The organism is Mycobacterium terramassiliense (assembly GCF_900157385.1).
Taxonomy (GTDB): Bacteria; Actinomycetota; Actinomycetes; order Mycobacteriales; family Mycobacteriaceae; genus Mycobacterium; species Mycobacterium terramassiliense.
Genome location: NZ_LT717701.1, coordinates 1,534,132 through 1,548,026, shown reverse-complemented (window position 1 = coordinate 1,548,026; position 13,895 = coordinate 1,534,132). Strand labels below are relative to the sequence as shown.

At 67.4% G+C, this 13,895-nt stretch carries 11 protein-coding genes and 1 pseudogene; 5 read left to right on the top strand and 7 right to left on the bottom strand.

Annotation, left to right across the window (positions count from 1 at the left end):
• Positions 1-72 precede the first annotated feature (72 nt).
• Positions 73-939, top strand: a complete 867-nt coding sequence (locus MTAB308_RS22110) for an LLM class flavin-dependent oxidoreductase (protein ID WP_077102174.1) — start codon at positions 73-75, stop codon at positions 937-939.
• A 58-nt stretch (positions 940-997) separates the two neighbouring features.
• Here the strand turns inward: MTAB308_RS22110 and MTAB308_RS22105 are convergent, their stop codons facing one another.
• A complete protein-coding gene (locus MTAB308_RS22105) occupies positions 998-1,795 on the bottom strand; it encodes an enoyl-CoA hydratase/isomerase family protein (RefSeq protein ID WP_173842265.1) in 798 nt (265 codons plus the stop codon).
• Between the two features lie 83 nt (positions 1,796-1,878).
• Between MTAB308_RS22105 and MTAB308_RS22100 the strand changes: the two genes are divergently transcribed.
• Positions 1,879-2,796: a class I SAM-dependent methyltransferase gene (locus MTAB308_RS22100; protein WP_077102170.1), complete on the top strand. Its 918-nt coding sequence runs from the start codon at positions 1,879-1,881 to the stop codon at positions 2,794-2,796.
• A 63-nt stretch (positions 2,797-2,859) separates the two neighbouring features.
• Here the strand turns inward: MTAB308_RS22100 and MTAB308_RS22095 are convergent, their stop codons facing one another.
• Together MTAB308_RS22095 and MTAB308_RS22090 are read right to left on the bottom strand one after the other, a co-directional pair.
• On the bottom strand, positions 2,860-4,800 hold the full coding sequence (locus MTAB308_RS22095) for a fumarylacetoacetate hydrolase family protein (RefSeq protein WP_077102168.1): 1,941 nt from the start codon (positions 4,798-4,800) through the stop codon (positions 2,860-2,862).
• Entirely contained in the window at positions 4,797-7,079 is a 2,283-nt protein-coding gene (locus MTAB308_RS22090; RefSeq protein WP_077102166.1) for an ATP-dependent DNA ligase, read from the bottom strand. Before MTAB308_RS22090 ends, MTAB308_RS22095 begins: the two co-directional genes overlap by 4 nt.
• 148 nt (positions 7,080-7,227) lie before the next feature.
• Between MTAB308_RS22090 and MTAB308_RS22085 the strand changes: the two genes are divergently transcribed.
• From MTAB308_RS22085 to ku, 3 genes are all read left to right on the top strand, one after another.
• Positions 7,228-8,643, top strand: a complete 1,416-nt coding sequence (locus MTAB308_RS22085; protein WP_077104649.1) for a mannitol dehydrogenase family protein — start codon at positions 7,228-7,230, stop codon at positions 8,641-8,643.
• On the top strand, positions 8,640-9,551 hold the full coding sequence (locus tag MTAB308_RS22080) for a carbohydrate kinase family protein (protein WP_077102164.1): 912 nt from the start codon (positions 8,640-8,642) through the stop codon (positions 9,549-9,551). Before MTAB308_RS22085 ends, MTAB308_RS22080 begins: the two co-directional genes overlap by 4 nt.
• Before the next feature lie 71 nt (positions 9,552-9,622).
• Positions 9,623-10,531, top strand: a complete 909-nt coding sequence (gene ku / locus MTAB308_RS22075) for a non-homologous end joining protein Ku (RefSeq protein ID WP_077102162.1) — start codon at positions 9,623-9,625, stop codon at positions 10,529-10,531.
• 7 nt (positions 10,532-10,538) lie between these two features.
• Here the strand turns inward: ku and pstA are convergent, their stop codons facing one another.
• The 4 genes and pseudogenes from pstA to pstS form a co-directional block, all read right to left on the bottom strand.
• On the bottom strand, positions 10,539-11,441 hold the full coding sequence (pstA, locus tag MTAB308_RS22070; RefSeq protein ID WP_077102160.1) for a phosphate ABC transporter permease PstA: 903 nt from the start codon (positions 11,439-11,441) through the stop codon (positions 10,539-10,541).
• A gap of 23 nt (positions 11,442-11,464) precedes the next feature.
• Positions 11,465-11,539, bottom strand: a pseudogene (locus tag MTAB308_RS30635) (hypothetical protein); the annotation flags it as partial.
• Entirely contained in the window at positions 11,536-12,528 is a 993-nt protein-coding gene (pstC, locus tag MTAB308_RS22065) for a phosphate ABC transporter permease subunit PstC (protein WP_077104648.1), read from the bottom strand. The gene pstC and the pseudogene MTAB308_RS30635, both read right to left, overlap by 4 nt.
• Positions 12,529-12,539: 11 nt before the next feature.
• The gene (gene pstS / locus MTAB308_RS22060; protein WP_077102158.1) at positions 12,540-13,664 is read right to left on the bottom strand and encodes a phosphate ABC transporter substrate-binding protein PstS; all 1,125 of its coding nucleotides are present in this window, start codon (positions 13,662-13,664) and stop codon (positions 12,540-12,542) included.
• Positions 13,665-13,895: the final 231 nt, after the last annotated feature.

Here is a 13,895-nt window from a genome sequence, read left to right as displayed (position 1 = left end):
TGGCCCCCGCTGCGGACCAAACTAGAACACGTTCTAATCTGGTGTGACGGTCCCTCGAGGAAGGCAGATGACGTGCGGTTCACCTACGCAGAGGCGATGACTGACTTTCGCTATTACATTCCGCTGGCCAAGGCGGCCGAGGCGGCCGGCTACCACGCCATGACGATCGCCGACAGCATCGCCTACCCCTTCGAGTCCGATTCGAAGTACCCGTACACGCCCGACGGAAATCGCGAGTTCCTGGACGGCAAGGAGTTCATCGAAACCTTCGTGCTGACATCCGCGTTGGGTGCGGTGACCTCGACGCTGCGGTTCAACTTCTTCGTCCTCAAGCTGCCGATCCGGCCCCCGGCGCTGGTGGCCAAGCAGATCGGTTCCCTGGCCGCGATGACCGACAACCGAGTCGGATTCGGCGTGGGGACCAGCCCGTGGCCCGAAGACTACGAGCTGCTCGGAGTCCCATTTGCCAAGCGCGGCAAGCGGATGGACGAATGCATCGAAATCATCCAGGGCCTCACCACGGGCGACTACTTCGAATTTCACGGCGAGTTCTATGACATCCCGAAGACCAAGATGACCCCGGCTCCGACCAAGCCCATCCCCATCCTGATCGGTGGGCACGCCGACGCCGCGCTGCGCCGCGCGGCCCGTTTGGACGGCTGGATGCACGGCGGGGGTGACCCGGCGGAGCTCGACGGGCTGATCGCCAAGCTCAAGCGGTTCCGCGAGGAAGAGGGCAAAACCGGGCCGTTCGAGATTCACGTCATCTCGGTGGACGGCTTCAAGGTGGACGGCGTCAAGCGCCTCGAGGACAAGGGCGTCACCGACGTGATCGTCGGCTTCCGCATTCCTTACATCATGGGCAAGGACGACGAACCGCTGGACAACAAGATCCGCAATCTGGAGATGTTCGCCGAGAACGTGATCGCGAAAGTCTAACGCGGCGGTCGCAAGCGCGGCGAAGCCGGGCGAAGCGGGCCTCCGCCATCAACCGCCGTCACAGTGGATCCCACTTGGGCTGCCGCTTTTCCATATGCGCACTGGCCGCCTCGGCCGGATTGTTGGTGAAACCGGTGAGGATCTGGGTGCGGTTCTCCAGCTCGATGGCGTGGCGCAGGCTCGGCGCGTCCAGAGCCGCGTTGAGCCCAATCTTGGTCTGCCACACGCCATACGCGTTGTTCTCGGCGATCTCGCGGGCTTTGCGCAGCGCCGCCGGCATCAGCTCGTCGGCCGCCACCACCTCGTGCACCAGCTTGATGCGATAGGCCTCGGCGGCGTCGATGATGCGGCCGGTGAGCATGAGCTCGCGCGCGACGCCCGCCCCGACGATCTTGGGCAGCAGGTAACTGGTGCCCATGTCCATCGACGAGAAGCCCGCCTTGATGAACACCGACCCGAACCGGGCCTGTTCGGATGCGACGCGGATGTCGCTGACGAGCGTGAAGGCCAGCCCGCCACCGACCGCGACGCCGTTGACCGCCGCGATCACCGGGATGGGCAGCTCATAGATCCGGGTGAATAAGTCGGCCAGGCGAACCTGGCTATCGTAGTTGACCTTGAACCCCGGGGTGGTGGGTTTGGGCTTGGTCCAGGCTTCGCCCGTGCCGCTCAGGTCGGCCCCGGCGCAAAAGCCCCGGCCGGCACCGGTCAGGATCGCGACCCGGTAGTCGCCCCCGCCGAGCTCATCCAGGGCGTCGTCCACGCCGTCGATCAGCGCTCCGTCGATCGCGTTCAGCCGCTCGGGCCGGTTCAGCGTGATGCGGGCGATGTTGTCCTCGAAAGTTTCGAATTCCACTGCGGGCATAACCAAACCGTAGGGGACATGGGTTTTTACCGAGGAGGCATACCGTGGTTTCGCCGCCTAACGAAGGAGAAGCCATGGCACGAACCGAGGGTGACACCTGGGACCTGGCCAACAGCGTCGGGGCCACGGCCACCATGGTCGCCGCCGCGCGAGCGGCCGCGACCCGGAGGCCGCAGCCGGTGATCACCGACGAGTACGCCGAGCCGCTGGTCCGCGCCGTCGGGCTGGACGTGTTCACCAAGTTGGCCAGCGGCGAGCTCGATTCGGACGAGCTCGAGACGGGCGTCGGATTTCCCCGCATCGTCGACACATTCGCCGCCCGCGCCCGCTTCTATGACGACTACTTCGCCGCCGCCGGCAAGGAGGGGGTGCGCCAGATCGTGATCGTGGCGTCCGGGTTGGACGCCCGCCCGTATCGACTCGCGTGGCCGGCCGGGACGACGGTGTATGAGATCGATCAGCCCGAGGTGATCGCGTTCAAGACCGCGACGCTCGCGGAGGTCGGCGCCGCCCCGACCGCCGAGCTCCGCACGATCGGCATCGATCTGCGGGACGATTGGCCCGCGGCGCTGCAGGAGGCCGGCTTCGACCCTGCGCGGCCCACGGCGTGGTTGGCCGAGGGCGTGCTCATCGGTTTTCTCCCGCCGGAGGCAGAAATTCGCTTGCTGGACGCGATCACCCCGCTGTCCGCGGAGGGCAGCCGATTCGCCGCCGACTTCGGGTCGCTCAACGACGGTTCGGAGCAATCGCAGGAGCAGGCGCGGCGGACGGCCGAGGGCTGGCGACGGCACGGCCTCGACATGGACATCGCCGCCCTGACCTACCCGGGCGAGCACACCGACGTCGCCGCTCATCTGCGCGCCGACGGCTGGGACACCACCACATTCGTGCTCACCGACCTGTTCGCCGCGGCCGGCCTGCCGGGACTCGACGAGACCGAGCAGCAGGGCCCGGCGGCGACGATCAGTTTCGTGCGGGCGATCCGGGCCTAGCCGCGAAAGTGCAAGCGCCGACGGCGGTTCTCGGGAAACGTGTTGCCGGTTGCACTCTCGCGGTCACCCGGACCGCCTGGCGAGCCACTCCGCCTGCATGACCAGCAGCGCCATGACCTCCAATGGTGGTGTGCCGGGGTCGAGTTCGCGGTAGCGCTGGTAGACGTTGACGACGACCCGCTCGGCGTCCAGCCACGTCGCGTACTCGCCGAGCTCGATGGTGTCCGCGGCCTCGGCCCACGACAGCCCCCTGCGGTGAGCGTCCTCGGCGTGCGCGGCGACATGGGCGAGGTAGCCACGGACGGCGCGGATCCCATCGGGATCGGTGACGGGGCCGTGGCCTGGCACCACGATCGGCGCGTCCAGAGCGATCATCACGTCGCAGGCCCTGATCCAGTTGGCGATCGGCCCGGCCCACACGATCGGGGTGCAGCCGATGAAGAGCAGGTCGCCGCCGAACAACACCCCCGCGTCGGGCACGTGCACCACCGAGTCCGCGGCGGTGTGCGCCGGACCCAGGTTGAGCATGTCGACCCGCCGGCCGCCGACGTCGATCGTGAGCTCGTAGTCGAACGTCTGGTCGGCGTTGCGCAGCGTGATGCCGCCGAATTCGAAGTGCCCGAACCGATCCCGCGCGTACGGGGTCGCGACCGGACCGAGGTTGGCGGTCTGCACCATGGCCAGCATCTCGGGCGCCATCCCGTGCGCGATCTCCTCGGCGGTGCCCCGGGCGGCGAGGATGCGCACCGACGCGTCGAGCAGTTGGTTGCCGTGGGTGTGGTCGCCGTTGGAGTGGGTGATCAAAGCGTCGGTGATGGGCGCGGCCTCGGTGATGGGCCTCATCGCGTCGAGCATCTCGCGGGTCAGCGCCAAGTCGAACAGCGTGTCGACGAGCAGCGACGCGCCGTCGCCGGCCACCAGCCCGGCGTTGCTCCACCCGTAGCCCCCGTCGGGCAGCGTCCATGCCCACACCCGGTCGGCGACCTTGTGCAGGCCACGGGTGTACGGGACCTTCGCGGGAGCGTGGTTGACCCGCGCGGGGGCGGGTGCGGCGTCCGGGTTCGGCCGGGCGGGCAGCGGGTGCGGCGCGCGCCTGGAGCGCACGGTCTGCCGCGTCTCCCCCAGGCCCTCGACGCGCAGCGTGACGACGTCGCCGTGCCGCAGCCAGCCGGGAAACGATTCCAGCGCAGCGGGATTGAGGTGCTCGACGAGCGTGCAGGTCGGCACGGTCCCCGAGCCGATGACGTCGCCGGGAGTGAGCATCACGCCGCGCGAGACGTAGGAGATGATTTCACCGAAGGTCCAGTCCATCTGGGCGGTCGACCCCGAACCGATCACGGTGTCGTTGACCAGTGCCGTCACCTGCAAGTCGAGCTTGCCGTCACGGCGGTGCGGCTCCAGCTCGTCGGGCGTGACCAGGTACGGGCCCAGCGTGACCCCGCTGTCCTTGCCCTTGCCCTGCCCGATCGCGAGTTGGCCCTCCAGCTGCTGCAGATCGCGCGCTGACCAGTCGTTGAAGATGGTGTAGCCGACGATGGCGCGTTCGGCTTCCTCGACGGTCAGATCGCTGCCGGCGGTGCCGATGACCGCGGCGATCTCCAATTCGAAGTCCTGCCAAGCGCTCCCGGGCGCCATGGGGGCGTCGTCGTAGGGGCCCAAAACGGTTGCCGGACAGGCAAAATAGAAGGCGGGAATGCGGTACCAGGTGTCGGCGAGAGCCCGCCCGGCGCCCAGCGCCGCCTGGCAGTTGCGCATGTGGTCCAGGAAGCACAAGGAGTCCCGGATCGACGGCGGGCGCGGGATCGGCGCCAGCAATCTCACCCGGTCGAGCCGCGCCACCGCGGACGGGGACCGCAACGCGTCCTCGCCGGCCTCGCGCAGCCCGTCGACGCCGCGCCCGATCAGCTCGAGCAGCGTCACCCCGGATGGCGTCGCGTAAATGTCCGCACCGGACAGGACGCCGACGCGTTCGCCGTCGTCCCCGTGGAAGGTCACCCACTTCACTCGCGCACCACCTCACTTGGTTTCTTGTCCGGCCGCAGCCCGCGCCAACTCGATTGGCGCAACCGGTTATCCGGGGTCCACTCGCTGTAGCGCACCTCGCCGACCAGGACCGGCTCGACGTACGTCACCCCGCGCGCCTCGCTCCTGGGGAGCGGCGGGTCGAAGGGCGACTGGTCGGTCTGCAGCGGCGCCAGCGTCTTCTTCAGCTTCGCCAGGTCCCGCTCGGTGAAGCCGGTGCCGACGCGCCCGGCGAAGTGCAGCCCGCCGGGCGTCGGGATGCCCATCAGCAGCGAACCGATGCCGCTGGTGCGCCCGCCTTCCCCGGCCTTCCAGCCGCCGATGACGACCTCCTGGGTGTTCCAGTTCTTGTCCTTGATCCACGACGCCGAACGCCGTCCCGGCTGATACGTGGCGTCGCGCTTCTTGGCGACCACGCCCTCCCAGCCATGCTTCTGTGAGTGCGCCAGAGCCTGCGCGCCATCACCGGGCAGCAGGTCGGGAACGATCAGATTGCCAGCGCCGGCAAGGGTTTCCAGCAGCTTGCGCCGATCTCGGTAGCGCGCCCGCAGCAGCGAGCGGCCGTCCAGGTAGAGCAGGTCGAATGCCCAGTATTCGATGCGGGCACCGCGACCCCGGTTCTGCATTTCGTGGAAGCTGGGCACCCCGTTGTCGTCCAATATGACCGCCTCGCCATCCAGCACGACGTGATGGTCGGCCAAATCGGCCGCAAGCGAACGCAATTGGGGATATTCCTTGGTGACTTCGCGGCCGCGGCGGGACCGGATCCGCAAGTCGCCGTGATCGGCCTCCACCAAGATCCGGTAGCCGTCCCACTTGCCTTCGAATGCCCACTGACCGGACTTGAGGGCGACCACCGAGCCCTCCGAGGCGAGCATCGGGGTGATGGAGTCGAAGTCGAAGACCTTCTGATCCTTCATCCGGTGCGCCAGCCACTGCTCGCCGTTGGTCTGAATCAGCGCGTAGCGCCCGGAGATCCGGTTGCCGTGCAGGTTGACGATGACCTCGTCGTCGTTGAACTTCTCGGCCTCGTAGGTGCCGGAATCCCAGATCACGACCTTGCCGGCGCCGTACTCGCCCTTGGGGATGTTTCCCTCGAATGCGCCGTATTCCAGCGGATGATCCTCGGTGTGCACCGCCAGGTGGTTGACCGACGTGGTCTCGGGCAGGTTCTTCGGCACCGCCCATGACACCAGCACACCGTCGCGCTCCAGCCGGAAGTCGTAATGCAGCCGGCGGGCGTGGTGTTCCTGGATGACGAACGTATTCCCCTGACCGGTAACGGGTTTCCCGGCGGGCACCGGCTCGGGAGTCTTCGACGCGTCTCGCATGCTGCGGTACTTGCTGAGCCGGTCGCTGACGGGGGCGCCCACATCCAGCGGAGCCAAGAAGTCGCCGTCGCGCGCCACGCGGTCGAGCACCTCGGCGTACCGCAGCTGCCGCAGCTCCGGATCCTCGAGCTCCTCCCAGGTGCGCGGCGCCGCGACCGTCGGCTGTTCGCGCCCGCGCAGCGAGTACGGCGCGATGGTGGTCTTGGAGCCGTTGTTCTGGCTCCAGTCGAGAAACACCTTGCCGGCCCGCAGGCTCTTGGTCATGGTCGAGGTGACCAGCTTGGGCATCGACTGCTCCAGTTGCTGGGCAACGCGTTTGGCCAACACCGTGGCACCCTTGCTGCTGACCGGGTTGTCCAGCGGCGCATAGAGGTGCAAACCCTTGCTTCCGCTGGTGAGCGGGAAAAGGGTGAGGCCGATATCGCTCATCAGCTCCCGCACGGCATGGGCCACCTCGCACAGCTGGGGCATCGTCACACCCTCGCCGGGGTCGAGGTCGAACACCAAACGGGTTGCCGGGCCGGGCTTGAGCTGCTCGGCCTTGCTTCGGGTCCACTCGGCGACGAACCGCCACTGCGGCACGTGCACCTCCAGCGCGGCCTGCTGCGCGATCCAGGCCAGCCCGTCGGGGCTGTCGATGATCGGATAGGTCGTCGTCCCGGAGCGATGGGTGACGCTGGCCCGCGGCAACCACTCCGGCGCCGAGGACGCCAGCTGCTTTTCGAAGAACGACTCCTGCTCGACGCCGTTGGGCCAGCGCTTGCGGGTGGCCGCGCGTCCGGCGATGTGCGGCAGCATCACGCCGGCGATGCGGGTGTAGTAGTCGAAGACGTCCCCTTTTGTGACGGCCCTTTGGCCGTCCTCCGTCGCCGGATACAGCACCTTGTCGGCGTTGGTCAGCTTGACCCGGGCCGGTGCCGTTGCAGCCATGATGTCAACGTACGTCGTGGGCGGGCCTCGTTGGGCGGGGAGTGAGTGAATCCCGAAAGCGGTAGCGCATGCGCTATCAAATCCGGGCGCGGTGCATGGTCCGCGCGCTTGGGGCCCGGGCGCCGGCACCAGGAAGTACGGTGTCACCGTGGTCCGGCTGAGCAGCGCCACCCTGGGGCGGCTGCCGATCGCGGCACCGAGCTATGACCGCGACGGCGTCGTGGTCGGCATCGCCCACGTCGGGGTCGGGGGGTTTCACCGCGCCCATCAGGCCGCCTACCTCGACAGCCTGCTCGAGCGGGGTATGGCGCGGGAATGGGGCATCTGCGGCATCGGCGTGCTGCCGGCCGACCGCCGGATGCGCGACGTGCTGTGTGCCCAGGACAATCTGTACACGCTGATCTTGGAGGATCCCGGCGGCAACCGCCAGGCGCGGGTGATCGGCTCGATCGTGGACTACCGCTACGCGCCCGACGATCCCGCGGCGACTATCGAGCGGCTGGCCGCGCCCACGACCCGCATCGTCTCGATGACCATCACCGAGGGCGGCTACCGGATCAGAGACCCGGGCTCGGTTTTCGGCCTGCTCGCCGAGGCCCTGGCCCGCCGTCGGGACCGTGGCATCGCGGCCCCGACGATCGTCTCGTGCGACAACATCGAACACAACGGCGACGTCGCGCGCCGCGCCGTCCTTGCGCACGCCGAGCTGCTCCGCCCCGGTCTGGCCGACTGGGTCGCCGAGAACGCGCGGTTCCCGTGCTCGATGGTGGACCGCATCACGCCGGTCACCACGCCCGACATCGTGGCCGCCGTGGAGCGCGACTTCGGCGTCGCCGACGAGTGGCCGGTGCTGGCCGAGGCGTTCGCCGCGTGGGTGCTCGAGGACGATTTCGCCGACGGCCGACCGCCGCTGGACGAGGCGGGCGTGCTGTTGGTCGACGACGTGGCCCCGTACGAGGCGATGAAGCTGCGCCTGCTCAACGCCGGACACCAGTGCCTGTGCTACTTCGCGGCGCTGTGTGGCTACCGCATGGTGCACGACGCGGCGCGCGACCCGCTGCTGGCCGAATTCCTGTTGGCCTACTTCGATTCCGAGGCCGTGCCGACGCTGCGCGCCGTCCCCGGCATCGACCTGCGGGCCTACACCCGCGGGCTCATCGAGCGCTTCGCCAACCCCGGGGTGCGTGACACCGTTGCCCGGTTGTGCGCCTACTCCTCCGACCGCATCCCGACATGGCTGCTTCCGGTGATCCGCGACAACCTGCGCACCGGGGGTCCCGTCGGGCTGGCGGCGGCGACCGTCGCGAGTTGGGCGCGCTACGCCGAGGGGGTCGACGAGCGGGGCGGCACGATCGAGGTCGTCGACAACATGGCGGACTCGCTGATGGCCGCGGCTCGGGCGCAGCGACAGCACCCGACCGCCTTCATCGAGAACGCGGACCTGTTCGGCGATCTCGCGCAGCAGCCCCGCTTCGTCGAGGCCTACCGCCACGCGCTGGATTCGTTGCACGCCCGCGGGGCGCGGGCCACCCTGGACTTGTTGTTGAAAGGTGCGAGCCCGTGACCCGGGGGCTGGTGATCGGCGAGGCATTGATCGACATTGTCGATCATGTCGAGCACGTCGGCGGAAGCCCGCTCAACGTCGCCGCCGGACTCGCCCGGCTGGGTCGCGATGTCGACTTTTTGACCCACATCGGCGACGACCAACGCGGCCGCCGCATCGCCGGCTACGTCAAAGCCTCTGGTGCACAACTGGTTCCGGGCAGCACCTCGGCGCACCAGACGCCGACCGCGGTCGCAACCATCGCGGATGACGGCTCGGCGGCATATACGTTCGACCTGGATTGGCGGCTTTCCGGCACTCCGGAAGTCCCGCCGCCGTTGTTCGCCCACACCGGATCGCTTGCCGCGGTGCGCGAGCCGGGCTGCCTGGCGGTCGCGGCGCTGCTCGACGCGTACCGCGCGTCGGCCACCGTCAGTTTCGACCCCAACGTGCGCCCCTCGCTCATCGGTGACCGGGATGTGGCACGCGACCGCATCGCCCGCCTCGTCGAACGCAGCGACATCGTCAAGGCCAGCGACGAGGACCTGAGGTGGATCGATCCCGACCGCGAGCCCGAGTGGACCGCCCGGGCGTGGCTGGCGTCGGGGCCCGCGCTCGTCGTCGTGACGATGGGCGACCGGGGCGCCACGGCGTTCTGCTCGGCCGGGCGGGCCCGGGTGGCCGCCAGGCCGGTCGCGGTGGTGGACACCGTCGGCGCCGGCGACGCGTTCATGGTCGGCCTGCTCGACGCGCTCTGGGGCTTTCTGGGGGCCGACCGGCGAGCCGCCTTGGGCCGGATCGGGCTCGATGTGCTGACGGCGGCGCTCGAATCCGCCAGCCTGTTGTCCGCGTTGACCGTCGGCCGCGCCGGGGCCGACATCCCCGACCGTGCCGCCCTGCGCGCTCATTCCACCCGGGCGGGAAATTAGCTGTGCCCGACTATCCCGGCGCGCGGCCCACCGCGCTGTTTTGCTGAAGACGGTATGGGCATACTGAGTGCATGCGCTCCATCTGGAAGGGTTCGATCGCGTTCGGGCTGGTGAACGTGCCGGTCAAGGTGTACAGCGCCACCGAGGACCACGACATCAAGTTCCATCAGGTCCACGCCAAGGACAACGGCCGCATCCGCTACCAACGCATCTGCGAGAAGGACGGCGAGGTCGTCGAATACCGTGATATCGCCCGGGCCTTCGAGTCCGACGACGGTCAATCGGTAATCATCACCGACGACGACATCGCCACGCTGCCCGAAGAACGGAGCCGCGAAATCGAGGTGCTCGAGTTCGTCCCGGCCAGCGACGTCGACCCGATGCTGTTCGACCGCAGCTACTTTCTCGAGCCGGATTCGAAGTCGTCCAAATCCTATGTACTGCTGGCTAAGACGCTCGCCGAGACCGATCGGATGGCGATCGTTCATTTCACCCTGCGCAACAAGACCAGGCTGGCCGCCTTGCGCGTCAAGGACTTCGGCAAGCGCGACGTCATGGTGGTGCACACCTTGCTGTGGCCCGACGAGATCCGCGATCCCGACTTCCCCGTGCTGGACAAGAAGGTCGACATCAAGCCCGCGGAACTCAAGATGGCCGGCCAGGTGGTGGAGTCGATGGCCGAAGACTTCAATCCCGACCGCTACCACGACACCTACCAGGAACAGCTGCAGGAGCTGATCGAGGCGAAACTCGAAGGCGGCGAAGCGTTTACCGTCGAGGACCAGCCCAAGCAACTGGACGAGACGGAAGACGTTGCCGACCTGCTGGCCAAGCTCGAGGCCAGCGTCAAGGCGCGCTCCGGCGACGGCAAGGCGCCCGCCAAGAAGGCGGCGGCGAAAAAGGCGCCGCCGAAGAAGGCGGCAGCCAAGAAGAGCACCGCGAAGAAGACGCCCGCGAAGAAGACCGCCTCGAGGTCCTGACTGGGCCTCAGCGCCGCCGGTTCGACAGGAAGCGAAACGCCCCGGCCAGCAGGTTGATCACCGCCACGATGATGATCAGGCTCAGCGCCGCGCCCCAGATCCGCAGGAAACCGGCGTGCTCCGGGTTGGTGAGCTCGGTGTAGATCAGCAGCGGCAGCGACGCCATGTTGCCGTGGAACATGTCCATGTTGATGGAACGGCTGTAGCCGACCAGCACCAGCACCGGCGCGGTTTCGCCGATGACGCGCGCGACGGACAACAGGACACCGGACACGATGCCCGGCATCGCGATCGGAATGACGATCCGCACGATGGTCTTCCATTTCGGAACGCCCAGCGCGTAACTGGCTTCCCGCAGGTCGTCGGGCACCAACCTGAGCATCTCCTCGGTGGACCGCACCACCACCGGCAACATCAGCAATACCAACGCCAGCGACACGGCGAAGGCGCTCTGCTGGAAGCCCAGGGTGGCGATCCACAGGCTGAAGATGAACAGCGCCGCCACGATCGAGGGCACCCCGGCGAGCACGTCGACCATGAAGGTCGTCACCCGCACCAGCCGGCCGGAGCCGTATTCCACCAAGAACACCGCGGTCATCAACCCCAGCGGCACCGACAGCAGCCCGGCCACCCCCGCCTGCACCACCGTCCCGTACAGCGCGTGGTACACGCCGCCGGCAAACTGCTCCGGCAGCACGCCGCGCAGTGAGTGGGTCCACCAGCCCGAGCGGGTGACGGCGTACCAACCTCGCGCGATCACCACTCCCAGCACCCAGACCAGCGGCACCAGGGCCGCGATGAACGAGGCGACGAAGAACGTCGTCGCGGCGTTGTTGGTGATCCGCCGCCGCAGGCTCAGCGGGCTGAAGACATCGGGTTTGACCGGCAGGTCGAGCGCGTCGATCGTCATGCGCGCCGTCCCTCACAGGTGGGAGGTGCCCCCACCTCGTCGCTACGTCCCCCGCAAGCGGGCGGTGCCCCCACTGCATCGTCGCCGGCGCGGATCATCCGTTGACCTTCCCCCCCGCGATCGCACGAGCCGTCGCGTTGACGATGAACGTCAGAACGAACAGCGCGAAGCCGGCGGAGATGTAGGCCCCGGTGGGCAGCGGTTCACTGAATTCTGCTGCCGCGGAAGCGATCTTGGAGGCGAACGTGTAGCCGCCGTCGAACAGCGACCAGTTGCCGGCCCGGGCGGCCGACCGCAGGATGATCAGCACGGCCACGGTCTCACCCAGGGCGCGGCCCAACCCCAGCATGGACGCCGCGATGACACCGCTGCGGCCGAACGGCAGCACGGTCATCCGCACTACCTCCCACTTCGTGGCGCCCAATGCCTGCGCCGCTTCCATCTGAATGGGTGGGGTCTGCCGGAACACTTCCCGCGATACCGAGGTGATGATCGGCAGGATCATCACCGACAGCACGATGCCGGCGGTGAATATGGTGCCACCGCCGGCCAGGGAAACGTTGCCCTGCTTGAACAAAAAGAACCAGCCCAGGTTGCGGTTGAGGAATACCGCGATGGGTTCGAGTTTGGGCGCCAGCACGAAGATTCCCCACAACCCGAAAATGATCGACGGCACCGCGGCGAGCAGGTCAACCATCGCGCCGAAAGGTCGTGCGAGCCGTTTGGGCGCGTACTGGGTGAGAAATATCGCGATGCCGACCGCGATCGGCACCGCCACCAGCAGTGCGCTCAACGAACTCAGCACCGTGACCATGAACAAGTCACGGATACCGAACGCCAGATGGTCGGCCTTGGTGGTGTTGAATTCGGCGCTCGTGAAGAAATTCGCGTGGTTCGCGCGCAACGCCGGGATGGCGCGCACCAACAGGAATATCGCGATCAGCCCGATCGCGATGACGATCGTTGACCCGGCCGCCGCGGCGACCAACTTGAACAGTCGGTCGCCGCGGTGCGCCTTGTGCGGGTCGGTCACCTTCAGCGCAGGCTGAGCCCCCGTCGAGGAGGTGGCGATCGCTCCGCGAGTCATGACATCCCGGATCACGCGATTGCGTTGACCGCGGTCGACAACTTGGAGTTGAAGGAGTCCGGAATCGGGATGTATCCGTTGTCCGCCAAGCCGTTTTGGCCCGCCCCGATGGTGCTCTGCAGGAACGCCTTCACCGCCGTGCCGACCTGCGAGTCGGGGTACTTCGAGCAGACGATCTCGTAGGTCGCCAGCACGATCGGGTAGGAGCCCGGCTGCGTCGGCTTGTAGAACGAGTTGGTGTCGAGCACCAGGTCGTTGCCCTGGCCCTTGACGGTGGCACCGGAGATCGTCTTGCCGACGGAGTCGGCGCTGATGGCGACCGCGTCGGGGCCGGCCGGGGTGACGATCTTGGCCATGTTCAGGTTCTGGGCCTTGGCGAACGACCATTCGTTGTAGGTGATCGATCCCTCGGTGGCCTTGATCGCGGCCGAGGTGCCGTCGTTGCCCTTGGCGCCCTCACCGACACCGCCGTTGAACGTCTTGCCCGCGCCCTTGCCCCACGCACCGTTGGAGGCCGCATCAAGGTAGTGCTGGAAGTTGTCCGTGGTCCCGGATTGGTCGTTACGGAAGACGACGTGAATCGGTTCGGCCGGCAAGGTGGTGCCGCCGTTGAGGCCCGCGATCGCCGGATCGTTCCAGGTGGTGATGGCGCCGTTGAAGATCTTGGCCGCGGTCTGGCCGTCCAGATTCAGCGAACTGACGCCCTTGACGTTGTAGGTGATCGCGATCGGGCCGAACACCACAGGCAGGTTCCACGCCGGCGAGCCGCAGCGCTGCTGGGCCGCGGTGTATTCGTTGGGGGCCAACGGCGAGTCGGACCCACCGAAATCGGTTTGGTTACCGTTGAATTCGCTGATTCCGGCACCTGAACCGTTGGCGGTGTAGTTCAGGGTCTGACCGGGGCAGGCCTGTTCGAACGCATTGACGAAGCGGGTCATCGCGTTGGCCTGGGCCGTGGAGCCGCTGGCCTTCAGGGTCTTCTTCCCCCCGCAATTCACGCTGCCCGTCGATGCACCCGACGCACCCGTGGAGGCACCTCCACCGCTCGCATTGTTGTTGTCATTGCCACACCCGGATATCACCAGTGCGGCGCATCCCAGCACACCCAGCGCGGCGCCAAATCGGTTCGGTTTCAATTCGCTTCCTTAACAGTAGGGATGAAACGTCGCCGCCGCCGGGAGGCCGCGGCTCGGCAACCAGCCTTCACACGCAGCCATGTAGCTAACAGTAACAAGGTTAACGTTCGGAGAATTCTGCCCGGCGTTCCGCACCGGGTGAACAAGCATGCAATTGCCGCCGTCGGGGCCATTGCATCCCGACGCCCGTATGACAAACTAGAACCTGTTTCAGAAATGCCGGAATGGGAG